Consider the following 23,000-nt stretch of genomic DNA (forward strand, 5'->3'; position numbering starts at 1 on the left):
ACGGCTCCCGAACGGGTGAGCCGGGCCCGACCCCGCCCACGGGCCCGGGCCCGTGGTGCAGGATGCGGCTCCATGGATGCCGTACGGGTCGCGCTTCTGCGCGAAGTCCTCGCGGGGACGGAGTGGCCGGCCGCGACCCGGCACTTCGCCGGGGTGCTGCGCACGTCCGTGGTGCAGCGGGGCGGCGGGCTGCTGCTGGTGGGCACGCGGGAGTACGAACCGTGGCACCTGGCCGCGCATCTGGTGGACGAGGCCGCCTGGTCGGGCCTGCCGCAGCTGGAGCCGACGCTCGTACGCCACCGGGTGCGCCCCGGCGACCCGGTTCATCTGACCGTCGGGCTCGGCAGGCTGGAGGCGGCCCGCCGGGGCGAGACGCTGCTGGTCGTGGCACCCGAGCTGCCCGACGCCGGCCTGCTGGAGCGGGTGCACGACGCCCGGCGGGCGGGTGCGACGGTGCTCGCGCTGGACAGCGGCGAGCCAGAGGTGCACGGTCTGGCGCACGAGGCGCTGACGGTCCCGGCGGCGGGCCCCGAGGACACGGCCGCCGAGATCGACATGGACATGGTGCAGCACCTGGTGAGCGCGGCGGCCGGGGAGAACGGCGGGCCCGTACGACGCGGGCGCCTGCGCCTGCGGGACCGGCTCTCGCGGCTGGCGGACCAGCTGACGGAGCCGCCGCCGGCGCGCTGGTAGCGGGCGGCGTCGGGGTGGGGCGGCCGTGCGGAGGTGAGATGTACGTCGTCGCGGCCGGCGTCTCCGCTCTCGCCGGACTGCAGCGCCCGGCGCTGGACTCGCTGATGGCCCGGATCGTGCCGCATCACGACGCGCGCACGGACGAGGACGCGGTGCGCCGTCGGGCCCAGAAGGAAGCGGCGGGGGTGTAGGCCCGGCTCGCGGCGCACCCCGGCGTTCAAGCGCGCGGCCCGGTCGTGTGCGGCCCCCACGGCCCGGACGCGGGCCCCCGGGGCGCACCCCGGGGGCCGTAGCGGACCGCCGCATGATCCCGGTGCGCACCGGGATCATGGCTCCCGGGCGCGGCCCGGGTGTGGGAAGGGGCGGGGACCCTACTCCTGCTCGCGGGGCGACGCCCCGTCGTGCCAGCGCGGGTCGTTCTCCCACTCCAGGTTGCGTTCCCGCGCCGTCTCCATCGCGTGCTCGGCCTCCGCGCGGGTCGTGTACGGCCCGAAGCGGTCCTTCGCCGGGCACTCCGGGCCTTCCTCGACCTTCTTGTGCTGCAGGCAGTAGTACCACTCGCCCGGTTTGCCCACCGTGCGCTTCTTGAACAGGGCCATCGTCGGCTCCTTCCTCCAGGGCCATGCTGCCCCATGGGCCTGCGCCTACGCCCGGCGGCGGGCCAGGCGCCCCCGGTTAGACTCGCGGCATGTCTGGCCAGTCGCTGCTCGTTCCCGGGGTCCTCTCCCCCACCCGTTCCGTCCCCGCCTCCATTCCCCGTCCCGAGTACGTCGGCAAGCCCGCGCCGACCCCGTACACCGGACCGGAGGTCCAGGACTCCGACACCATCGAGCGGATGCGCATCGCGGGGCGCATCGCCGCGCAGGCGATGGAGGAGGCCGCCAAGCACATCGCGCCCGGCGTGACGACGGACGAACTCGACCGAGTGGCGCACGAGTTCATGTGCGACCACGGCGCCTATCCGTCCACGCTCGGCTACCGCGGCTTCCCCAAGTCGCTGTGCTCCTCGGTCAACGAGGTGATCTGCCACGGGATTCCGGACTCCACCGTCCTGCGCGACGGCGACATCGTGAACCTGGACGTGACCGCCTACATCAACGGCGTGCACGGCGACAACAACGCCACCTACCTGTGCGGTGAGGTCGACGAGGAGTCGCGGCTGCTGGTGGAGCGGACGCGGGAGTCGCTCAACCGCGCGATCAAGGCGGTCAAGCCGGGCCGGCAGATCAACGTCATCGGCCGGGTCATCGAGTCGTACGCCAAGCGCTTCGGCTACGGCGTGGTGCGCGACTTCACCGGTCACGGCATCAACTCGTCGTTCCACTCCGGTCTGATCGTCCCGCACTACGACGCCGCGCACGCGACCACGGTCATCCAGCCCGGGATGACGTTCACCATCGAGCCGATGCTGACGCTGGGGACGTACGAGTACGACATGTGGGCGGACGGCTGGACGGTGGTCACGAAGGACCGCAAGCGCACGGCGCAGTTCGAGCACACACTGGTGGTGACCGAAACGGGCGCGGAGATTCTCACGTTGCCGTGATCCGACAGGCGGGTAGCGTTTTTACCGACAGGACGTCGGGAACAGGTTGCCTCAGACAAGCTGAGCAGCCTACGGCCCCTGGAGGCACGCCGTGGACCCCACCGGCACACCCTTTTCGACGCTCATCCGCGCCGCCTCGCACGAGCAGCACACCCGGGTCGGGACCTCCTCGTTCATGAGCGGGCTGCTGGACGGCCGGCTCGGGGTCGCGGCGTACACGCGCTACACCGAGCAGCTGTGGTTCGTCTACCGGGCGCTGGAGGACGCGGCCGGGACACTGCGTGACGATCCCGTCGCGGGACCCTTCGTCCGGCCCGAGCTGATGCGAGCGCCGGAGCTGGAGCGCGATCTCGCGCATCTGCGGGGCCCCGGCTGGCGCTCCGGCCTGCGTGCGCTGCCCGCGACCGCCGCGTACGCCGCGCGGATCGCCGCATGCGCCCGCGACTGGCCCGCCGGGTACGTCGCCCACCACTACACCCGCTACATGGGGGACCTGTCCGGCGGGCAGGTCGTCCGCGACCGGGCGGAGAAGGCGTGGGGCTTCGCGCACAAGGGCGACGGCGTGCGGTTCTACGTCTTCGAGGGGCTCACCAACCCGGCGGCGTTCAAGCGCACCTACCGCGCGCTGCTGGACGCGGTCGACGCGGACGACCTGGAGAAGCAGCGGATCGTGGACGAGTGCAGGCGGGCGTACGACCACAACAGCGCCGTGTTCCGCGAGCTCGACGCGGAGTTCCCGCTCAGCGCGTGACCTCCCGGAGCACGGTCAGGGCATCGTCACCGCGTGCGGGAGGCGCGAGCGCCCGGCGCGCCGCAGCGGCGCGATACGTCCCACGCTCCCGCGCGCCGGCTGCGCCTCGGACGCGGGACGTGCGAGGCGCACGCGACCGCCGATCTCGACGATGCCGTCCGGCCCCGGCGCGGTCAGGATCTGCGAGCCCCCGCCCTGGGTGATGTTCAGCGCCCGGCCCAGCCGGTCCGTGAGCAACAGGGCCGCCGCGCCCGTCGCCTCGTCCTCCACGGCGGTGCCGTCCTGTCGCCTGCCCGGGCCGTGCTTCACGGGGGCAGCGGCCGTTGACGGCTGCTCCCGGTGGTGCGCTTCCTCGGGGCGTGACCGCCGAAAGGCCCTCGCCCGCACGCGTCCCGCCGCCTCGTCCTCCCACGCCCAGGCGTAGAGCCGGTCGTCGCCGGGAGGCGGCGCGGGCAGGGCGTCGACCTCGGCGGCGGACGCGTACCGCACGATCCGCCACTGCGGCGCCCAGTCGGCACGGGTGGTGATCCAGGTGAACTCGCCGTCGTGGCGCGCCCACACCTCACCGGTCGGCGAGCGGACGGCATCGAGGTCCAGCAGCCAGGCCGTGCCGACGAGGGCGCTGCCGGCGAACGGCAGCCGTACACCCGGCGCGTGGATGTCGACGACGCCGCGCTCCTCGTCGTCGACGAACACGGTCTGCCTGTGGCCGAGTTCCGCGGCGAGCGCCTGCCGGGACGTCCGGTCCGGGCAGCGGCGCGCGTCGCGGACGACGCCGAGGGCGTTGCCGAACCGGCCGTCGCCGGCGCAGAAGACCTGGAGCACGTCGATGACGTCGGACATGTCGCGTTGGTTCACGCGGGCATTCAAGCACCCGAGGGCCGCCCGAGCCCCGGCCGCGGCCGCGCAGGCCGCTGCCGGACCTGCCCACGGGCCGCCCATGAGCGGGCCATGGCGACCCGTGACCTGCGCGTACACACCCACCGGGGCGCGCTGCGGACCAACTCCGTGAAGTTCTTCACCTGGTCGGGCGGGATGCTCGTCGTCGTCTCGGCCGGTGGGCCCGCGTACGGGGTGCACGACCTGTTCCCGGCCCCGGTAGGGTTCGGACGGTCAGTTGGGGCGAGGAGCAGAAGGCAACCGATGAGAAGGCTGGGTCGGGCGGCGACGGGGCTCGCGGCGACAGTGGTGCTGTCCCTGACGGCGAGCGCGTGCGTGACAATTCACGGAGAGCTGGAAGTCGTCCCGTCGGCGACGGAGGCCGAGGCCGCGAAGGCGCTCGCCGACTTCACCGCGGCGTACAACAAGGCGGACAAGGCGTACGACCCGGCCCTCGACGCGCAGCACGTCACCGGCGCGCTCGGCGCCATCAACCAGGCGGGCCTGAAGGCGCGGCAGGTCAACTTCCCCGACGGCAATCCGCAGCACGTGCCGCTGGAGCTCGCGGACTCCTCGTACGTCATCCCGAAGAAGGCGGGCTGGCCGCGCTGGTTCGTCGCGAACACGGACTCCAACCGCGACCGGGACGACGGCGGCGTCCAGGACAACCGCTGGCTCGTCGTCTTCGTGAAGAGCGGGGCCCAGGACACGTGGAAGGCCGCGTACCTGGCCATCATGGCGCCCAAGGACATCCCGGCCTTCAAGCGGGACCAGGACGGCCACGCGGAGCCGGTCGCGCCGGACGACGCCGCGCTCGCGGTGGCCCCGCGCAATCTCAGCGAGGACTACGCCTCGTACCTGCAGAACGGCACGCCCGAGCACTTCTCGCCGGGCCCGCACACGTCGGGCTGGCGCGAGACGCGCAAGAAGAACGCGTCCTTGCTGGGCATGTCCACCCAGTACATCGACCAGCCGCTGGACACCGGGACCTTCGCGCCGCTGGGGCTCGTCACCCAGGACGGCGGCGCGCTGGTGTTCTTCTCGGTGAAGAACTTCGAGCGTCAGACCGCCGCCAAGGGCGTGCGACTGAAGATCATTCCGGATGTGAAGGCGCTGCTCACCGGTGAGGTGAAGTCCACGATCACCAAGGAGCGGGTCTCCAGCCAGGTGGTCGCGGTGCCCGTCGGCAGCGGCGGCGGACAGCCGAACATACTGAGCAGGCTGACCGGCCTGACGGCGGCCAAGGGCTCGTAGCACCGGGAACCACGCGGTGCGGCGGGACCGCCGTCGTCTGCGGCGGTCCGGGGCGGGCGCGCGGCGCCCGGCTCCGGGGGCGTGTACGGCGATGCGGGCGCGTGGCACTCGCATCCAACGGGCCGTACCAGCAAGGAAGTCGGGCGGCGAGGGCGTGCCCTGTGCGGTCGGCGCGCGAGCGGCGCCCGGGTCAGCGGCCCAGCGGCCAGGCGGCCTCGTGACGGCCGGCGTCCTCGTCCTCGCCCGCCGCGTACCGCGCGCACGCGTCCGTCAGCGTCTCCAGGAGGGTCAGCGGGTCCGGCAGCGGATGCTCCACGCCGCGCACCCAGACCACCTCGGTCTCGCCCGGCAGGCGGGCGGGCGGCACCAGCACATAGCTGCCCCGGCAGTGCCAGCGCAGGCCCGGGTGCTCGTCCATGGTCTCGGGGTGGCAGTCCAGCTCGCAGGGCCACCACTCGTCCTCGTCCTCCGGCGTGCCGCGCGTCGCCGTGAAGAACAGCATCCGGCCCCGATCGCCCGCGCCGCCGGACTCGGCCACGGGACCGACGTCCACGCCCTGCGCCAACAGCCGCTCCAGAGCACTGCGACCGGCGTCCAACGGAACGTCCAGGACGTCGTGGACCATGCCGGTCGCGGTGATGAAGTTGGCCTCGGGCTGGTTGCGGGCCCAGCGTTCGATCTGTGCCCGGTCGGTGGTGGACTGCGTCTGCCAGGCGAAGGACACGGGATGCGTGGCCGGAATGGGACAGCCGATGCGCTCGCAGGAACAGCTGGGACCCACGGGATACGCGGCGGGCGCGAGCGGCAGTCCGGCATCAGCGGTGGCCAGGAGCAGAGCCTCGCGCTGCGAGCCCTCCGCCTCCGTGTCCCCGGTGCGGCGGCGCAGCCACTGGCCCAGCCTGCTCTCCCGGGACGTCCTGCCCTCCGTGCCGCGGAAGCGGCCGATACCGTCGCCCATCTATCCCCTCACAGCTCACGCTCGCCCCATGCGGACAATGCCATGGTCCCACCATCCTGCGCTGCCGGTGGCCACTGTCCCCAACCGGGGTACCTGCTCGTGTGTTCCCGGCGCGCGCCGGGCGCGCCGGTGCGGGGGCCCGGCGCACGGCCGCTCAGAGGTGCTTCGGGATACGGCCGTTCCGGGGTGCGGTGCTTCAGGGGCGTTGGCGCGAGGCCGTTGACGGAGCGGTCGACGACCGCGTCGGCGTGGTCGTGGGTGAGCGGCAGGGGGCGCAGCGGCCGGCGGTGCGCGAGGGGGGCCGGTGAACGGCTCCGGTGCGACGCGCGGGTCGATGCCCCGAGGCGGCCGCCGGACCACCCCTTCGGCAGAGGGCGGCGCGCCCGCCCAGGCCGCACCATGGCTCCACGCGCAACCGTGCGCCCCCGCCGTGAGGAGCCCGCATTGCCTCGTGACGCCTCGCCCCGCCGTTACCTGATGTGCCCACCCGCGCACTTCGAGGTGACGTACTCCATCAACCCGTGGATGGACCCCACCAAGCCGGTGGACCGGCCGCTCGCGCAGCTCCAGTGGGAGAGCCTGCGCGACCGCTACCGTTCCCTCGGCCATCGCGTCGACGTCCTCCCGGCCCGGCCCGGACTGCCGGACATGGTCTACGCGGCGAACGGGGCCACCGTCGTCGGCGGCCGCGTGCTCGGCGCCCGTTTCGCCCATGCGGAGCGCGCCGCCGAGGCCGCGCACCACCTGGAGTGGTTCCGGGCGAACGGCTGGACCGACGTCCACGAGCCCGAGCACGTCAACGAGGGCGAGGGCGACTTCGCGGTCACCGCCTCCTGGATCCTGGCCGGGCGCGGCTTCCGGTCCAGTCCGCTGTCGCACGCCGAGGCGCAGGAGGTCTTCGGCCGGCCCGTCATCGGGCTCGACCTCGTCGATCCGCGCCACTACCACCTGGACACGGCGCTCGCCGTCCTCGACGACAGGACCGACGAGATCATGTACTGGCCGGGCGCGTTCTCGCCCGGCAGCCGCGCGGTGCTCGCCCGGCTGTTCCCCGACGCTCTCGTCGCCGACGGGAGCGACGCGGCGGCCCTCGGCCTGAACGCGGTGAGCGACGGCCGCCACGTGCTGCTGCCGCAGGCGGCGGTCGGCCTCTTCGCGCCGCTGCGAGCGAGGGGCTTCGAGCCGGTCGGGACGGACCTGAGCGAGTTGCTCAAGGGCGGCGGCAGTGTGAAGTGCTGCACCCAGGAGCTACGCCCCTGAACCGTCCGTCCCGTCGCTGTCGTGGGGCGGCCACGTGTCGCCCCACGCCGCGTCGCGCGCCGCGCGGTACCGGTCGCCGTGCCGCTTGGTGACCGTCTCGCGGCGCAGCGCCTCGTCCTTCCCGCACAGGTCCAGCAGGACGAGGCCCTTGCGGATCTGCGGCTTGCGGATCACCCGGGCGGGTGCCGGGTCGGCGGGGAAGCGCACGGCCGCGACATAACTGAACTTCTCGTCCTCGTAGGCCAGTGAACCGCCCTTGACCTGCCGGTGCAGGGACGAGCGGGAGACCCGGGCCGAGAAGTGGCACCAGTCGGCGCCGGGCTCGATGGGGCACGCCGCGCTGTGCGGGCAGGGAGCCGCGACGGTGAGGCCGGCCGCGATCAGCGCGTCGCGGGCCTCGATGATCCGCTCGTAGCCGTCGGGCGTCCCGGGCTCGACGATCACCACGGCCTGCGCCGCACGCGCCGCCTCGGCCACCACGGCGGCGCGGTCGGCCTCGGACAGCTCGTTCAGCACGTACGACACCGTCACGAGATCGGTGCTCTCGACGCGGAGCGCCGAGCTGATCCGGGAACGCTGCCAGCGCGCGGCCCGCAGCGACGGGAGAGGCGAGGCGAGCGCCAGCTCGCGGCCCAGCTCCAGCGCGGGCTCCGCCCAGTCGAGCACCGTCGTCTGCGGCGCCGGCTCCTGCCACGCGTCGGCCACCGCCCAGCTCGCCGCGCCCGTGCCGCCGCCGATGTCGGTGTGCGTGGCCGGCGTCCACGCGGGCGCCGCCCGGCGCAGCGCCGCGAGCGCGGACCGTACGGCCTCGAAGGTCGCGGGCATCCGGTACGCGGCGTAGGCGGCGACGTCGGAGCGGTCGCGGAGCACGGGGGCGTCGGTCGGGGTGGTGCCCCGGTAGTTGGCGATCAGCCGCTCGACGGCCTGCGCGGCCTGCCGGGGCGGCAGACCGTCCAGCAGCCCGGCGAGGGCGCCGCGCAGGGTCTCGGCGGTGGGGGCGGAGGCGTTCACCGGGAGATTCTAGGCATGTCCGGCCTGCCGTGACGGAGTCGCACGGACGGCCCCGGACGGCACTCCGCGCCCCCCTGCGACGAACTGCCCCGAGTCCGGGGCCCCGGTTGCCGCGCCGATGCCCCGAGCCGCCCCCGCGCACGTACGCGTGCCGGACTGCGGAGATCTCGGACGCGGGCCTCTTCACCTGGACGGACGCCGGGGGCCTGCGACACCTGCTCGGCAGTCGAGGCGCAGGGCCTCAGTCCTCGGCAACAGCCGCGGACGGGCCGGACCTGTCGCGCTGCCAGGGGCGGCACAGGCCCGCGAAGCACGCCAGCGCCGCCACCCCGCAGCACAGCTGCACCACGGCCATGGGGACCGCGGTCGTCTCGCCCGCGATGCCCACCAGGGGGGACGCGACCGCGCCGACGAGGAATGACGACGTGCCGATGAGGGCCGAGGCCGAGCCGGCCGCGTGCGGAGTGCGCAGCAGCGCCAGCGCGGTGGTGTTCGGCGAGGCGAACCCCATCGCCGCCGAGAGCACGAACAGGCCGGCGGCGACCGGCACCAGGCCCACCTCGCCGAACACGCCCGCCGTCATCAGCAGCAGCACCACCGCCGCGAGTGTGAGCACGGTCAGCGCGACGGCGACCACCTTGTCGAGGGCGACCCGCCCGACGAGCACCTTGCCGTTGATCTGCCCGGCCGTGATCAGACCGACCGCGTTGAGGCCGAAGAGCAGGCTGAAGAGCTGGGGCGAGGCCCCGTAGATCTCCTGCATCACGAACGGTGACGCCGAGATGTACGCGAACAGGGCCGCGAAGGCGAGCCCGCCCACCAGCATGTAGCCGGTGAAGGCACGGTCCCCGAGCAGTCCGCGCATCGTGCGCAGCGCCTCGCCGACGCCTCCCCCGTGGCGTCGTTCCACGGGCAGCGTCTCGTCCAGCCACTTCACGACGACGAGGGTGAGCACGAGGCCGACGGCGGCGAGGACGACGAAGACGCCGCGCCAGTCGGTCAGCCGCAGCACCTGGCCGCCGATCAGCGGCGCGATGATGGGCGCCGTCCCGGAGATCAGCATCAGAGTGGAGAAGAACCGGGCCATCTCGATGCCGTCGTAGAGGTCCCGGACCACGGCGCGGGCGATGACGATGCCGGCGGCGCCCGCGAGCCCCTGCACCAGGCGGAAGCCGATGAGCAGTCCCGCGCTGGGGGCGAGCGCGCAGACCACGGTGGCGACGACGTACACGGTCATGCCGATGAGCAGCGGCCGCCTGCGGCCCCACTTGTCGCTCATCGGGCCGACGACGAGCTGTCCCAGCGCCATGCCGGCGAGGCACGAGGTCAGCGTGAGCTGCACCGTCGCGGCGGGCGCGCGCAGGGAGTCGGTGACCTGCGGGAGCGCCGGGAGGTACATGTCCATGGACAGCGGTGGGAGCGCCGTGAGCCCGCCCAGCACCAGCGTGACCAGCAGACCGGCACGGCGCGTGGCCACCGGGGCCACGGGGGCCCCGGTGAGGGGGGAGGAAGGTGCCGGATCGGCTTCGGGGACGGGTCCTTGGGGGCTCTGGCCGCTCTCCGGCATCGACAGCTCCGTTCCTTGATTCAACGAGCCATGCTCTCAGCTCGTCCGTTCGAAGCGAATCCGTCAGCAGTGGACTTCGTCACTCGGACACTCCGGGCCGGCCGTACCGCACCGCGGCCGTGACGCGGACGCTCGACGCGGTGCGTGACCCGCGCCGGCGTCCGCTTTCCGGGTGAGTGGGCGTCAGACCTGGCGCAGACCGGGGTCGCCTGCCTCGGTCACGAACGACGCGGACGTGGCGATCGAGCCGCCCGGCCTGGTGACGAAGTCCATCGAGCGGAAGTCGGCGCGCGCCTGCCGCTCGCCGAGCGTGACGGTCACATAGCCGCGCCGCCCGTTGTAGAACCGCATGTGCGGGTTGGCCTTGGTGTAGGTCTCCCAGGTGGCCGGCCGGTCGGCGCCGTCCTTGCCGCTGGAGACGGACGTGGCGACGATCTCGGTGCCGACGGTCCTCGCCCCGGGCGTCTCGTAGTCGCGCTTGATGTCGTAGGCGTACGCGACATGGACGTCGCCGGTGAGGACCATCAGGTTCTCCACGCCGGCGGCCTCGGCGCCGTCCAGGACGCGGTCGCGGGAGGCCGGGTAGCCGTCCCAGGCGTCCATGCTGACCCTGGCCGGCTCCGTCAGGTCCAGCTTGCGCTGCGAGAAGTTGACCTGCTGCGGCACGACGTTCCACACGGCGTCCGAGGCGCGCCAGCCGTCGATGAGCCAGCGCTCCTGCGTCTCGCCGATCATGGTGCGCGACGGGTCCTCGGATTCGGGGCCGGGGGCGTGCGCCTTGTCGCCGTACGCCTGGTCGGAGCGGTACTGGCGGGTGTCGAGGACGTCGAACTGCGCGAGCTGCCCGAAGTGCAGCCGGCGGTAGAGAGTCATGTCCGGGCCGGTGGGCCGCTGGGGCGCGCGCAGCGGCTGGTTCTCCCAGTACGCGCGGTAGGCGGCGGCCCTGCGCAGCAGGAACTCCTCCGGCGGCACGTCGTTCTCGGGCGTCTCGTCCGCGTAGTTGTTCTCGGTCTCGTGGTCGTCCCAGGTGACGACGAACGGGTGGGCCGCGTGGGCGGCCATCAGGTCGGGGTCCGACTTGTAGAGGCCGTAGCGCAGCCGGTAGTCCTCCAGCGTGACCGTCTCGCGGTCGAAGTGGCCGGGCAGCCTGCGGTCGGTGTGGTTGCGGGCGCCGCCGACGGCGTTGACGGCGTACTCGTAGAGGTAGTCGCCGAGGTGGAAGACGACGTCGAGGTCCTCGTCGGCGAGGTGCCGGTACGCGGTGAAGTAGCCGTCGTGGTACGCCTGGCAGGACACGGCGGCCAGCTTCAGCTCGCCGATCCGGGCACCGCGGGCGGGCGCGGTGCGGGTGCGGCCGGCCGGGCTGATCCAGTTCCCGGCGCGGAAGCGGTAGTAGTAGACGCGGTCCGGGTCGAGGCCGGTGGCCTCCACATGGACGCTGTGGTGGAACTCCGGGTGGGCGGTGGCGCTGCCGCGCTTGGCGATCCGGGTGAAACGCGCGTCGTGGGCGAGCTCCCAGCGGACCGGGAAGCGGGTCTGCGGCAGACCGCTGCCGGGCTCCAGCGGGCTGGGCGCGAGCCGCGTCCACAGCACGACGGAGGAGGGCTGGGGGTCGCCGGAGGCGACGCCGAGCGTGAAGGGGTCCGCGGTGATCTTCCGGGCGTCGCCCTCGGCGGCGTGCGCGGTGCCGGGCAGGCCCACGCTGAAGGCGAGCGCTGCCGCCGCCGAGGTGACGGTGAGGAAGGTACGGCGGCCCAGCTGCCGTACGGCCGCCGCTCTGAGCTCGGATGCGTGGTTCCGGTGCGACGCGGATGTCATGTGGCCCTCCCCTTGCGGCTGTTGTCAGACGCATTGGAGTGGCCGGTGACGAATCGGTGTTGTCGAGGACACAACATCCGTATGGCGGTCGGATGAGTTCCGTGCAGGGCACAGGCGCGTACGCTGCGCCGCATGAACGCTGCACGGAGGATCGCGGTGGTGACGGGCGCGGGCTCGGGCATCGGCCGGAGCGTGGCGCTGGAGTTGGCCGCCGCCGCGAAGGACAAGGGCGCCCGCACCGGATGGGCGGTCGCGCTTGCCGGCCGGCGCGCCGAGGCGCTGGAGGAGACGGCGGCCCTGGCGGGCCCGGGCGCCGACGTCCTGTGCGTGCCGACGGACGTGACCGACCCGGATGCGGTGGACGCGCTGTTCGCGGCGGTCCGCGAGCACTACGGCCGGGTGGACCTGCTGTTCAACAACGCGGGCACGTTCGGTCCCGGCGGCATCCCCTTCGAGGACGTGCCGTACTCCGCATGGCGCAAGGTGGTGGACGTCAATCTGACGGGTGCTTTCCTGTGCGCGCAGGCGGCGTTCCGCCACATGAAGGACCAGGACCCGCAGGGCGGCCGGATCATCAACAACGGCTCGATCTCGGCGCATGTGCCGCGCCCGCATTCGGCGCCGTACACGGCGACGAAGCACGCGCTGACCGGGCTGACGAAGTCCATCTCACTGGACGGGCGCCCGTACTCGATCGCCTGCGGCCAGATCGACATCGGCAACGCGGCGACGAAGATGACCCAGGCCATGCAGGCGGGCATCCTGCAGGCGAACGGCGAACTGGCGTCCGAGCCGTTGATGGACGCGGCCGACGTGGCGCGCACGGTGCGGCACATGGCGGAACTGCCACTGGAGGCGAACGTCCAGTTCGCGACGGTACTGGCGACGAACATGCCGTTCATCGGCCGCGGGTGAGCCGCGGGCGGCGCGAGCGCAGGGGCGCGGCGATGCGCGGGCGGGCGCACCGAGGGCCGGGCGCGGGTGGTGCGCCGGCGGCGCGGGGCAGGACGCGGGCAGACACGGGTGGTGTGCGGCGGTGCGCGGCTGAGGGCCGGTTGCCCGGCCGAACGCGGGCAGTGCACGGCTGAAAGCCGGTCGCACGGCCGAACGTCGGCGATGCGCGACGGCGCGGGGCTGAAAGGCCGGTCGCACGGCCGGACGTCGGCGGTGCACGGCGGCGCGGGGCTGAAGGCCGGTCGCGCGGGCGGTCCACGGTGGCGCGCCGGCGGCGCGGGGCTGAAAGGCCGGTCGCACGGCCGGACACGGGCAGTGCGCGGCGGCACGGGCGGTGCGCGGCTGAGGGCCGGTTGCCCGGCCGAACGCGGGCAGTGCACGGCTGAAAGCCGGTCGCACGGCCGGACACGGGCAGTGCGCGGCGCGCGGGCGGTGCGCGGCTGAGGGCCGGTTGCCCGGCCGAAGGCGGGCAGTGCACGGCTGAAAGCCAGGCGCACGGCCGGACGTCGGCGATGCGCGACGGCGCGGGGCCGAAACCCGGTCGCGCGGGCAGTGCGCGGCGGCGCGGGGCTGAAAGGCAGGCGCGCGGGCGGCTGAGGCGGGAGCGGGCCGTACCGTGCCGGCGGGCCGACCGGCGGCGGTTCAGGCCTGGCCGGTCTCGAAGCGGCCCACCTTCCCGTCCTCGACGGTGAAACGCCACATGGTGCGCATCTCGCCCCAGGTGTCGTTGCGGTAGCGGGCGACCAGGCCGAGCCCGTCGGCGGTCTGCTTCTCGATGTCCATGTGGCCGTTCGACGAGAAGATCTCGCTCTCGGTCCACTCGTCGATGTCCCGCTCGCTGCCGTCGTCGGACATCGTGGCGCCGGGCGTGAGCGCGGCGCGGAAGCTCTGGCGGTCGTGCGCGTTGACGGCGGTGACGAAGGCGCGGACGGCGGGCTCGGTGAGTTTGCTGACGGCGATGGGCACGGCGGTGGTCCTTCCGCTCACGGGTGGTCGCCTCCATCGGTACACCGCCCCGCCGCGCGGCACCTTCCGGCGGCGGCCACCCGGGCGTCGGCCCGCTCGTCCGGGCGGATCAGTCCTTGTAGTCGGGGGCGATCCGGTCGAGGAGCCGCAGCATCGCCGCCCACGCCAGGTCGTACGCGTCGTCGTCCTGGAAGTCCGCGTCCGCCTCGCCCGCGAGCTGCCGCGCGGTGTACTCGCACACGTCGGCGGGCGGCAGGACCAGCGGCCCGCCGCCGGCCTGCGCGGTGACCTGGATCTCGCACGCCTTCTCCAGGTAGTACATGCGCAGGAACGCCTGGGCCGCGCTCTCACCCACCGTCAGCAGGCCGTGGTTGCGCAGGATCAGCGCCGGGTGTCCGCCGATGTCCGCGACGAGCCGCCGCTGCTCGTCGAGGTTGAGGGCGACGCCTTCGTAGTCGTGGTAGCCGACGCGGTTGTGGAACTCCATCGACATCTGGTTGAGCGGCAGCAGCCCGCCCTCCTGCGCGGCGACGGCGCAGCCCGCCCTGGTGTGGGTGTGCAGGACGCAGTGGGCGTCCGCGCGGGCGGCGTGGACGGCGCTGTGGATGACGAATCCGGCCGGGTTCACCGGGTACGGGGTGGGCTCGACCGGGTTGCCCGCCAGGTCGATCTTCACCAGGTTGGAGGCGGTGATCTCCTCGAAGAGGAGCCCGTAGGGGTTGATGAGGAAGTGGTGCTCGGGGCCCGGCAGCCGCAGGGAGATGTGCGTGAAGATCAGGTCGGTCATCCGGAAGTGCGCCACGAGCCGGTACACGGCGGCGAGTTCGCGGCGCAGCCGCGGTTCCTCGGCGGCAGCGGCAGCGGCGGCGGAGGCGGCAGCGGCGGTGGGGGCGGCGGTCGTCGCCGGGTCGGCGGTCATGCGGTGGCTCCTCGGACGGGGACGGTGGTGGTGGGGTCGACCACGGGGGTCAGCGGGCGGCCGGTACGCAGCCAGGCGATGACGTTCTCGGCCGGCTTGCACACGTACGCGCGGCGCGAGGTGTCGGAGAGGTAGGCGCTGTGCGGCGACAGCTGGATGGCGGGGTGGCGGCGCAGCGCGTCGCCCGCGGGCGGCGGTTCGACGGGGAAGACGTCGAGCGCGGCGCCGGCGAGCCGCCCGCTGTCGAGGGCGTCCAGCAGGGCCGACGGGTCGACGAGTTCACCGCGGGCGACGTTGACGAGGAAGCTGCCGGGCCGCATCCGTTCCAGCAGCCGCGCGTCGGCCAGGCCACGCGTCCGCGGTGTGAGCGGGACGTGCAGGGACAGCACGTCGGAGTCCGCCGCGAGGGCGTCGAGGCCGGCGTACCGCCGGACGCCGGCCGGCCAGTGTCCGTCCGCCGCGTGCGGGTCGTACGCGGCGATGCCGCCGAAGACCGGCGCGGCGACGGCGGCCAGGTGCCGGGCGATGCGGCCGAGACCGACCAGTCCCAGGGTCAGATCGCTGGCCCGGCGGGGCACTTCGGCGGCCACGAACTCCGCGTTCCAGCCGCCGGACCGGACGACGGCGTCGGCCTGCGGGAGCCGGCGCACGAGCGACAGGGCGCTCGCGAGAGCGTGGACGGCCACGTCCTCGGTGGCCGCGTCCGGCAGGTTGGCCACCCACAGGCCGCGGCGCCGGGCCTCCGCGGTGTCGACCATGTCGAAGCCGGCGGACATGGTGGCCAGGATCCGCAGCCGCGGCAGGCGGTCGAGCAGCGCGGCGTCGATGCGCGCGTAGCCGACGATCAGCGCCACGGCGTCCGCTCCTGCCCGGCCGATGACCTCGGGGTCGCGGCTGTCGGCGACGCGTACGTCGAAGCCGGCGTCGGCGAGCAGCCGGGCACCGGGTCCTGGATCCAGGTCCTCGGTGTCGGTGAAGACGACGACGGGCCGCCCCATACGATCCTCCGCAGATGATTCGTTGGTTGCTGATGTATTGAACTTACGATTCGTTTCCTTCGATTGTCCACACCTCCCGGTGCGAAAGTCAGTGAGGCCCGTCACCGACGGGGCCCACGGCGCGCGCGGTGCCCGAGAATGTGAGCGGACCCCGGCGCGGCACGCGCCGGGGCCACCGAGCCGAGGGGATCAGCCCAGGTGGATCTGGACCGCATCGACCTGGCCGTCGTCCGCGAACTGCAGAGCGACGGCCGCCTCGCCTACGAGACGCTGGCGCAGCGCGTGGGCCTGTCGAGGCCGGCGACCCGCGCACGCGTCCAGCGGCTGCTCGAGTCCGGGGCCGTACGGGTCGTCGCCGTGGTCCATCCGGCCGTGCGCGGGCTGACGGCCTCCGCGCACCTGTCGGTCGACACCCACGGGCCGGCCGAGGCCGTCGCCCGCGAGATCGCGGCGATGCCCCAGGCCCCCTTCGTCTCCCTCACCGCCGGGCCGCGCGCCGTCATGGCCGAGCTGCGCACCGAGGGCTTCGACGCACTGGACCGGGCCATCGAGCGGGTCCGGTCGCTCGCGGGCGTGTCGGTGGTCGACCCGCTGATCGGCATCGAGCACCTCAAGGACCCGTATCTCCTCGCGGCCGTGCCCGAGGTGCCCGAACTCGACGAGACGGACCGGCAGATCCTCGACGAACTCGAACGGGACGGCCGCCTGCCCTTCGCGGACCTCGCCGAACGCGTGGGCCTGTCCCCGGGGGCCACCCGCTCGCGCACCCTGCGCCTGCTGGACAGCGGCGTGGTGAAGGTGCTGGCCCTGGTGCGTCCCGAACTGCTCGGCATGGGCTACCTCTGCGGCTTCGCCGTACGGGTCGAGGGCGCGCGGAAGCCGGTGGCCGACGCCCTGGCCGGTCTGGAGCGGGTGTCGTTCCTGTCGGCGTGCGTCGGCCGGGCGGAGCTCGTCGGCACGATCACCGCCGAGTCGCTCGCGACGGTCCGCACGACCCTCGACGAGATGCGGGGCCGCCGGGGCGTGCTCGGGGTGGAGAGCTGGGTGCACCTGGAACTGGTCAAGGAACGGTACGACCTGGGCGGCCCGGCCGCCTGACCCTCCCGGTGGAGGCACCCGGCAGACGAGAAGCAGGACGGCCGACTGCCCGTGGAGCCCCGGTCACCGCCGGACCGGGAAGACGCACCGGAAGCTGGAAGCGGCGTCCGGGTCGCCGTGGCCCTTGTAGCGGGACACCTGGGGTAGCTGCACACGCGATAGGGAGGGCGCAGGGCGGATCCACTCGGCCCGCAGGGACCGCTGCACACCCACGTCTGCCCTTTTGCCGCCGTGGCCCGGGACGACGACTGCTACGCTGCGGGTGACCTGGAACGTGTATCGAGGAGTCGCAGACGTGGCGGGTGAAGACGACATCTCCGGGTGAGATCCGGATCTGACGGCCACCGGCCGGTGCTCAGGAGCGCCGCCGACGTGGTCCGTCCCGTCGTACCCCTTTCCCATGTCTGCCCAGGGCGGAAGTCTGCTCTCTGCCCTCACCCTTCGAGGTCATCTCCATGTCCGACGCGTCCGTCGTCTGCTCGAACCTGTCCTTCGCCTGGCCCGACGACACCCCGGTCCTCCACGACCTGTCGTTCGCCGTGAACACCGGCCGCACCGGCCTGGTCGCCCCCAACGGCTCGGGCAAGAGCACCCTTCTCAAACTGATCGCCGGCGAACTGAAGCCCGCCACCGGCTCGGTGTCCGTCACCGGCACGCTCGGCTACCTCCCCCAGAGCCTCCCCCTGACCGGTGACCTCACGGTCGCCGAGGTGCTCGGCGTCGCGGCGGTGATCCGGGCCCTGGACGCCGTGGAAGCCGGGGACGTCAGCGAGGAGCACTTCGCCACCATCGGCGACGACTGGGACATCAAGGAGCGCACCCGCGCCCAGCTCGACCGTCTCGGCCTGGCGGAGCTCGCCCTGGACCGCAGCCTGAGCACGCTCAGCGGCGGCCAGGTCGTCTCGCTCGGCCTCGCCGCCCAGTTGCTCAGGCGCCCCGACGTGCTGCTCCTCGACGAGCCCACCAACAACCTCGACCTGGAGGCCCGTCACAAGCTCTACGACGTGCTGTCGGACTTCACCGGCTGCCTGCTGCTGGTCAGCCACGACCGCTCGCTGCTGGACCGCATGGAACGCATCGCCGAACTCACCGGCGACGAACTGCGCCTCTACGGCGGCAGCTTCACCGAGTACGAGGAGGCCGTACGCGCCGAGCAGGAGGCCGCCGAGAAGAACGTCCGCAACGCCGAGCAGGAGCTGAAGCGGGAGAAGCGGGAGATGCAGCAGGCCCGCGAGCGCGCCGAGCGCCGCGCGAGCAACGCCGCACGCAACCTCAAGAGCGCCGGCCTGCCCCGTATCTTCGCCGGCAACATGAAGCGGGGCGCACAGGAGTCCGCGGGCCGGGCCGGACAGATGCACGCGGCCCGGGTCGACGAGGCGAAGGCCCGGCTCAGCGAAGCCGGGCGCGCGCTCCGCGACGAGCAGCGCATCACCCTGGACCTGCCCGACACCCAGGTCCCCGCCGGGCGCAACCTCTTCCTCGGCGAGGGGATGCAGGTCCGCCTCGGAGGGAAGGCCGTGTTCGCCGCGGGCGGCGTCGACCTGACAGTCCGGGGCCCCGAACGCATCGCGCTGACCGGGCCCAACGGCGCGGGAAAGACCACCCTGATGCGTCTGATCACCGGCGAACTCGCCCCGGACTGCGGGCAGATCAAGCGCAACGACGGCCGGACCGCCTACCTCTCGCAGCGCCTGGACCTGCTGGACCCGGACCGCACGGTGGCGGAGAACTTCGCCGCGTTCGCGCCGGAGCGGCCCGAGGCCGAGCGGATGAACCTGCTCGCCCGCTTCCTCTTCCGCGGCGCGCGGGCACACCTGCCGGTCGGCGTCCTGTCCGGCGGTGAACGGCTGCGCGCCACCCTGGCCTGTGTGCTGTGCGCCGAACCGGCCCCCCACCTGCTCCTGCTCGACGAGCCGACCAACAACCTCGACCTGCTCAGCGTCGGCCGGCTGGAAAGCGCGCTCAACTCCTACCAGGGCGCCTTCATGGTGGTCAGCCACGACGAGCGGTTCCTCGCCGAGATCGGCGTGAACCGCTGGCTGCGGCTGGCCGACGGCACGCTCAGGGAAACGGGAGCTCCCGCGGTGTGAGCCGCCGAGGTGTGACGTGGCCCGCGTCCGAGGCCCTGCGCCCGGCGGGCCGCCCACCGATCACCCTGGACGGCTCCCTGTGCCCCAGCCCGCTCTGCTCGCCCGTGACCTCGCCCATGACCTCGTGCGCGACCTGGGCGGCCGCCGCGTCCTCGACGGCGTCTCCCCGACCGCGGGTACGGCCACCGGGCCGGCCGGGTGCAGAGCCAGATCTCCCGCCGGGGTGCGCAACGCCACGCGGCGGCTGGAGGGCTGGAACGCACCCGAGCCGCCGAACCGCCGCGCCCGCTGCGGTTCGCCGCCGGGGACCTGGCCGCACGTGCGGAGGAGGGCTCGCGGCCCCTGGTGCGCCTTCGCGACGTACGGGTGCCCGGCCGGCTCGCGCTGGACGGACTGGAGGTCTCGGTCACCGAGCGGCTGCTGGTCACGGGCCGCAACGGGGCGGGCAGGTCGGCGCTGCTCGCGGTGCTCGCCGGACGCCTCCCGGTCGAGGGCGAGGTGCGCCGGCGGCACGGGATGACGGTGGGCTGCTCACCCAGGACACCGTGTTCGAGCGGGGCCGACCGCATGGTCCGGGACACCTACCGGATGTCGCTGGGCGCGGAGCGGGCCGAGAAGGCGCCGCTGCGTTCGCTCGGCCTGCTGCACGAGGCGGACCTGGCACATCGGTCGGACGGCTGTCCGTGAGACAGCGCCGGCGGCTGGCACTGGCACTGCTGGTGGCCCACCCGCCCCAGTTGCTGCTGCTCGACGAGCCCACCAACCATCTCTCTCCGCCGCTGTGCGACGAACTGGAGTCCGCGCCGGGTGCCGGCCCCGGCGCGATCGTCGTGGCCGGCCACGACCGCTGGCTGTGCCGGCGGTGGGCAGGGCCGCGAACTCCGTCTGGAACCGGGGCGCGACCGGGAGGAGGCGACGCCCGCCCGTCGCGGGTGCTGACCTGCGCGGGCCGGGCCGCGGTGCCGTACGCTCGCGACCACGCTTCCGCGCGGGGCACCGCCCGAAACGGTGACGATTCTTGCGCCCGCCGGGAGTCACCTGTCAAGATGGTGATGTGAATCTTGACCATGTATTCGTGTGCGGGCACCCGGCCCTCGACTTCGCGGCCACCCTCCGGGCCCGGCGCTCGGTCCGGTTCGAGATGTTCGTGACGCCGGAGCGTCTGAATGCCTGGTACCTGGAGTCCGGACTGGTGGACGCGATCACTCCCGGCGAGGAGGACGACGTCCGGGAGGCGACGGCTGTGCGCGAGGCCATATACCGTCTCGTCACCAACCGACGTCTCGGCGAGGAGTTCGACCGCGAGGCGCTCGCCGTGGTCAACGCCACCGCCCGCAAGACCCCCGTGACGCCGCAGCTCACGCTGACGGGCCGGCACAGCGAGGCGACGCCCGAGCAGGCACTGGCGACCGTCGCCCGGCAGGCCGTGGAACTGCTCAGCGGCCCGGACGTCCCCTTGATGAAGGAGTGCGGCAACCCCGAGTGCACCCGGGTCTACATCGACCGCTCCCGTGGCATGCGGCGCCAGTGGTGCGGAATGGAGTCCTGCGGCAACAAGATCAAGGCCGCCGCCTACCGCGCACGCAAGAAGACCGCGCCCTCCGTGACCGCGCGCTGATCCCCCGAGCGGGGCAGCTCACGGTCCCGGCGAACGCGGGCTCAGTCGGCGGCGAGCCCCGGAAGACACCGCGGGGCGGCGTCCGCCGGTCCCGATGACTCGGTCCTGCCGCCGCCGCCCTCCCCGTCACGGACGCGATCACCCGGACCGCGCTCGAGGTCGCGTCAACGCCTGTCTTCACAGGAAGTTCGAAGCGGCCGGGCCGTACCCCGACAGCACCGCACTCTCCACTCAGCTCCACAGCTGCGCGTCCGTCGGCCGGTCGCGGCTCTCGGCGTGCGCCTCGCCCGGGGACAGCCGCTCACCGAAGACACGGCCGGCTTCCGAACGACGATGCCTGGCGGTCCGTACGTGCGCGTGCGTCATGGAGGTCATGCCCTGCCCTCGCTCTTCGGTCGGCGGTGTGGATGCGGCTGACGGGTACGGGGTGCGGGCCCCGCGCCGGGGGTGTGGAGGGGAACGCGGGACCCGCGGTCAAGGGGGGCCTGTCAGGCGGCAGCGGCGTGGATGGTGACCGGGATGTTGTCGCGCGTGGCCTTGGAGTACGGGCAGATCTGGTGGGCGGCGTGCGCGAGTTCCTCCGCGGTGGCCTGGTCGACACCGCCGAGGACCGGGCTGAGAACTGCCGAGAGGGAGAACTCGCCGTCGTCGTGGGTGAGCGTGATCTCGGCGGTGATGGTGGTGCTGGTGAGACGGATCCCCCGAGAGGTGGCGGCGCGACGGAGGGCGCCGAGGAAGCATGCGGCCCAGCCGGCGGCAAGGAGTTGCTCGGGGTTGGTCGCGGTGCCCGCGCCGCCCAGCTCCTTGGGGAGGGTGAGGCCGGTCTCCAGCAGACCGTCGGAGGAGCGGACGCGACCGCCGTTCCTGCCCTCTCCCGCGACGTCGACAACGGCGGTGTAACTGACTGCCATGACTCGTGCTCCCCATCTGTTCGGAAGGTCTTCGACCGCCGGCCGACCGGAACGCCATCCAGGCGTCACCGGTTGAAGCGGTGACGAAATCATGGCACCCGCTTGCGTCACCAGTCAATGCGGTGACGACATTCGGTGTTCGAGGTCAGACGGTGATGGTCTTGTACTCGGTGTAGGTGCCGAGGCCGACGGCGCCGTACTCGCGGCCGATACCGCTGGCCTTGAAGCCGCCGAAGGGGCCGTCGAAGGCGACGGAGGCGCCGTTGACCGTGACGGTTCCGGTGCGAACGCGGCGGGCGACCGCCAGGGCGTGCTCCTCGTCGGAGGACCAGACGCCGCCGGAGAGGCCGTACTCGGAGTCGTTGGCGATACGGACGGCGTCGTCCTCGTCGTCGTAGGCGATGACCACCAGGACCGGGCCGAAGATCTCCTCCTGCGCGATCCGCATGGAGTTGTCCACGTCGGCGAAGACCGTGGGGGTGACGTAGTTCCCCTTCTCCAGACCGTCCGGGATCTGCGGACCGCCGGTGACCAGACGAGCGCCCTCCTCGATGCCCAGCCGGATGTAGTCGCGCACCCGCTCCTGCTGGTCCGGGCGGATCATCGGGCCGATGAAGGTGTCGGGGTCGCCCGGGTCGCCGACCTTCAGCGACTCCACCAGCTCCTTCAACGCGGTCACGATCTCCTCGTACCGGCTGCGCGGGGCCAGGATCCTGGTCTGGGCGATGCAGGACTCGCCATTGTTGAGCAGGGAGCCGAACCTCACGCCCGCGACGGCCTTGTCGATGTCGGCGTCGGGCAGGACGATCGCTGCGGACTTGCCGCCCAGCTCCAGGCTGACCCGCTTGAGCTGCTCGCCGGCGATCGAGGCGATACGGCGGCCCGCCCGCGTCGAGCCGGTGAAGGCGATCTTGTCGACCTCCTTGTGCGAGACCAGGTGCTCACTGGTCTCCCGGTCCGCGGGCAGGACGCTGATCACGCCCTCGGGCAGGCCCACCCGTTCCAGCAGCTCGGCCAGGAAGCCCATGCTGAGCGAGTTCTCCGGGGACACTTTGAGGACCACGGAGTTGCCGGCGACCAGGGCGGGGATGATCTTCGCGGTGGCCGAGGAGAAGGGCGAGTTCCAGGGGATCACCGCGGCCACGACGCCGATCGCTTCACGGCGCACCACGCTGCGCACCGGCGACGCGGGGTCGGACGGCGCGAGCGTCTCCTCCCAGGCGAACTCCTCCGCCGCCTTCAGGTAGGCGTTCGCCTGACGGGTCAGACCGGGCTGTCCGGCGCGGGTGAACCAGCCGGCCGAACCGTTCTCCAGCGAGATCAGGTGCGCGATCCTCTCCGCGTTCTCCTCGCGCAGCGCGTTGAACCGCCGCAGTATCGCGATCCGCTCGCCGGGCGGGGTCAGACGCCACTCGCCGGCCTCGAAGGACGCCCGTGCCGCGGCCACCGCGCGGTCGATGTCCGCCGGCTGCGCCTGGGCGGCGCGGCCGACCACCGACCGGTCGTGCGGCAAGGCGATGTCGAGCAGCTCCGGGGTGCTCGGCTCGACCCAGGAACCCCCGATGAAAAGCCGGTCATAGGTGATCACGCGCTTCCTCCCTCTGGTGCCGCGGTGAGACGTTCGACGACCATCCAACTGTCACTTCAATGTAGCACTTGGATTCATTACCCACACGGGGCGATGACATTATCATCACCAGCTTGACCGG

Annotated in this window: 23 protein-coding genes; 11 read left to right on the forward strand and 12 right to left on the reverse strand. The window is 73.0% G+C overall.

Translation table 11 applies throughout. The annotated features are described in order from the left end of the window. Positions 1-72 precede the first annotated feature (72 nt). Positions 73-693, forward strand: a complete 621-nt coding sequence (locus AB0K02_RS00895; protein ID WP_365990191.1) for a hypothetical protein — start codon at positions 73-75, stop codon at positions 691-693. 38 nt (positions 694-731) lie between these two features. Next, positions 732-884, forward strand: a complete 153-nt coding sequence (locus tag AB0K02_RS00900; protein WP_365990192.1) for a hypothetical protein — start codon at positions 732-734, stop codon at positions 882-884. Positions 885-1,064: 180 nt separating this feature from the next. Here the strand turns inward: AB0K02_RS00900 and AB0K02_RS00905 are convergent, their stop codons facing one another. Beyond that, entirely contained in the window at positions 1,065-1,292 is a 228-nt protein-coding gene (locus AB0K02_RS00905; protein WP_365990193.1) for a hypothetical protein, read from the reverse strand. An 89-nt stretch (positions 1,293-1,381) separates the two neighbouring features. Here AB0K02_RS00905 and map point away from each other — a divergent pair, with 89 nt between their 5' ends. After that, positions 1,382-2,239, forward strand: coding sequence for a type I methionyl aminopeptidase (gene map, locus AB0K02_RS00910; protein ID WP_365990194.1), 858 nt, complete (start codon positions 1,382-1,384; stop codon positions 2,237-2,239). A 91-nt stretch (positions 2,240-2,330) separates the two neighbouring features. Next, positions 2,331-2,990, forward strand: a complete 660-nt coding sequence (locus AB0K02_RS00915) for a biliverdin-producing heme oxygenase (RefSeq protein ID WP_365990195.1) — start codon at positions 2,331-2,333, stop codon at positions 2,988-2,990. A gap of 15 nt (positions 2,991-3,005) precedes the next feature. On the opposite strand, the gene AB0K02_RS00920 is transcribed toward AB0K02_RS00915, so the two are convergent. Then, positions 3,006-3,833 carry a PhzF family phenazine biosynthesis protein gene (locus AB0K02_RS00920; protein ID WP_365990712.1) on the reverse strand — a complete coding sequence of 276 codons (828 nt, stop codon included), beginning with the start codon at positions 3,831-3,833 and terminating at the stop codon, positions 3,006-3,008. 300 nt (positions 3,834-4,133) lie between these two features. On the opposite strand from AB0K02_RS00920, the gene AB0K02_RS00925 reads away from it, so the two are divergent. Continuing rightward, positions 4,134-5,123: a hypothetical protein gene (locus AB0K02_RS00925; RefSeq protein WP_365990713.1), complete on the forward strand. Its 990-nt coding sequence runs from the start codon at positions 4,134-4,136 to the stop codon at positions 5,121-5,123. A gap of 190 nt (positions 5,124-5,313) precedes the next feature. Here AB0K02_RS00925 and AB0K02_RS00930 read toward each other — a convergent pair whose 3' ends face one another. Further along, positions 5,314-6,081 carry a bifunctional DNA primase/polymerase gene (locus tag AB0K02_RS00930; RefSeq protein ID WP_365990196.1) on the reverse strand — a complete coding sequence of 256 codons (768 nt, stop codon included), beginning with the start codon at positions 6,079-6,081 and terminating at the stop codon, positions 5,314-5,316. Between the two features lie 399 nt (positions 6,082-6,480). Between AB0K02_RS00930 and ddaH the strand changes: the two genes are divergently transcribed. Beyond that, entirely contained in the window at positions 6,481-7,341 is an 861-nt protein-coding gene (gene ddaH / locus AB0K02_RS00935) for a dimethylargininase (protein ID WP_365990197.1), read from the forward strand. Here the strand turns inward: ddaH and AB0K02_RS00940 are convergent. From AB0K02_RS00940 to AB0K02_RS00950, 3 genes are all read right to left on the reverse strand, one after another. Next, the gene (locus AB0K02_RS00940) at positions 7,330-8,352 is read right to left on the reverse strand and encodes a small ribosomal subunit Rsm22 family protein (RefSeq protein ID WP_365990198.1); all 1,023 of its coding nucleotides are present in this window, start codon (positions 8,350-8,352) and stop codon (positions 7,330-7,332) included. The two genes, ddaH and AB0K02_RS00940, sit on opposite strands and share 12 nt — an antisense overlap. Before the next feature lie 241 nt (positions 8,353-8,593). Then, positions 8,594-9,919: a multidrug effflux MFS transporter gene (locus AB0K02_RS00945; RefSeq protein WP_365990714.1), complete on the reverse strand. Its 1,326-nt coding sequence runs from the start codon at positions 9,917-9,919 to the stop codon at positions 8,594-8,596. 183 nt (positions 9,920-10,102) lie between these two features. Beyond that, complete coding sequence (locus AB0K02_RS00950; RefSeq protein ID WP_365990199.1) at positions 10,103-11,737, reverse strand: alkaline phosphatase D family protein; 1,635 nt, start codon at positions 11,735-11,737, stop codon at positions 10,103-10,105. 132 nt (positions 11,738-11,869) lie between these two features. On the opposite strand from AB0K02_RS00950, the gene AB0K02_RS00955 reads away from it, so the two are divergent. Then, positions 11,870-12,652, forward strand: a complete 783-nt coding sequence (locus tag AB0K02_RS00955; RefSeq protein WP_365990200.1) for an SDR family oxidoreductase — start codon at positions 11,870-11,872, stop codon at positions 12,650-12,652. A 681-nt stretch (positions 12,653-13,333) separates the two neighbouring features. Here AB0K02_RS00955 and AB0K02_RS00960 read toward each other — a convergent pair. The 3 genes from AB0K02_RS00960 to AB0K02_RS00970 form a co-directional block, all read right to left on the reverse strand. Further along, positions 13,334-13,657: a nuclear transport factor 2 family protein gene (locus AB0K02_RS00960; RefSeq protein ID WP_365990715.1), complete on the reverse strand. Its 324-nt coding sequence runs from the start codon at positions 13,655-13,657 to the stop codon at positions 13,334-13,336. A 109-nt stretch (positions 13,658-13,766) separates the two neighbouring features. Beyond that, the gene (locus AB0K02_RS00965; protein WP_365990201.1) at positions 13,767-14,576 is read right to left on the reverse strand and encodes a class II aldolase/adducin family protein; all 810 of its coding nucleotides are present in this window, start codon (positions 14,574-14,576) and stop codon (positions 13,767-13,769) included. Then, entirely contained in the window at positions 14,573-15,574 is a 1,002-nt protein-coding gene (locus AB0K02_RS00970) for a C-terminal binding protein (protein ID WP_365990202.1), read from the reverse strand. The genes AB0K02_RS00965 and AB0K02_RS00970 overlap by 4 nt, the downstream gene beginning before the upstream one ends. A gap of 198 nt (positions 15,575-15,772) precedes the next feature. Here AB0K02_RS00970 and AB0K02_RS00975 point away from each other — a divergent pair, with 198 nt between their 5' ends. The 4 genes from AB0K02_RS00975 (at position 15,773) to AB0K02_RS00990 (ending at position 20,380) form a co-directional block, all read left to right on the forward strand. Further along, the gene (locus tag AB0K02_RS00975) at positions 15,773-16,672 is read left to right on the forward strand and encodes an Lrp/AsnC family transcriptional regulator (protein WP_365990203.1); all 900 of its coding nucleotides are present in this window, start codon (positions 15,773-15,775) and stop codon (positions 16,670-16,672) included. A 455-nt stretch (positions 16,673-17,127) separates the two neighbouring features. Continuing rightward, positions 17,128-18,762 (forward strand): ribosomal protection-like ABC-F family protein, encoded by a 1,635-nt coding sequence (abc-f, locus tag AB0K02_RS00980; RefSeq protein ID WP_365990204.1) that lies wholly within the window; start codon positions 17,128-17,130, stop codon positions 18,760-18,762. 198 nt (positions 18,763-18,960) lie between these two features. Continuing rightward, positions 18,961-19,449: a hypothetical protein gene (locus AB0K02_RS00985; RefSeq protein WP_365990205.1), complete on the forward strand. Its 489-nt coding sequence runs from the start codon at positions 18,961-18,963 to the stop codon at positions 19,447-19,449. 367 nt (positions 19,450-19,816) lie between these two features. Continuing rightward, the gene (locus AB0K02_RS00990; RefSeq protein WP_365990206.1) at positions 19,817-20,380 is read left to right on the forward strand and encodes a CGNR zinc finger domain-containing protein; all 564 of its coding nucleotides are present in this window, start codon (positions 19,817-19,819) and stop codon (positions 20,378-20,380) included. A gap of 231 nt (positions 20,381-20,611) precedes the next feature. Here the strand turns inward: AB0K02_RS00990 and AB0K02_RS00995 are convergent, their stop codons facing one another. From AB0K02_RS00995 to AB0K02_RS01005, 3 genes are all read right to left on the reverse strand, one after another. Continuing rightward, complete coding sequence (locus tag AB0K02_RS00995) at positions 20,612-20,755, reverse strand: hypothetical protein (protein ID WP_365990207.1); 144 nt, start codon at positions 20,753-20,755, stop codon at positions 20,612-20,614. Positions 20,756-20,868: 113 nt separating this feature from the next. Beyond that, positions 20,869-21,291 (reverse strand): Ohr family peroxiredoxin, encoded by a 423-nt coding sequence (locus AB0K02_RS01000; RefSeq protein ID WP_365990208.1) that lies wholly within the window; start codon positions 21,289-21,291, stop codon positions 20,869-20,871. A 145-nt stretch (positions 21,292-21,436) separates the two neighbouring features. Continuing rightward, positions 21,437-22,879 (reverse strand): aldehyde dehydrogenase, encoded by a 1,443-nt coding sequence (locus AB0K02_RS01005; protein ID WP_365990209.1) that lies wholly within the window; start codon positions 22,877-22,879, stop codon positions 21,437-21,439. Between the last annotated feature and the right edge of the window lie 121 nt (positions 22,880-23,000).

The sequence above is a fragment of the Streptomyces sp. NPDC049597 genome, from assembly GCF_040675505.1.
Lineage (GTDB): Bacteria > Actinomycetota > Actinomycetes > Streptomycetales > Streptomycetaceae > Streptomyces.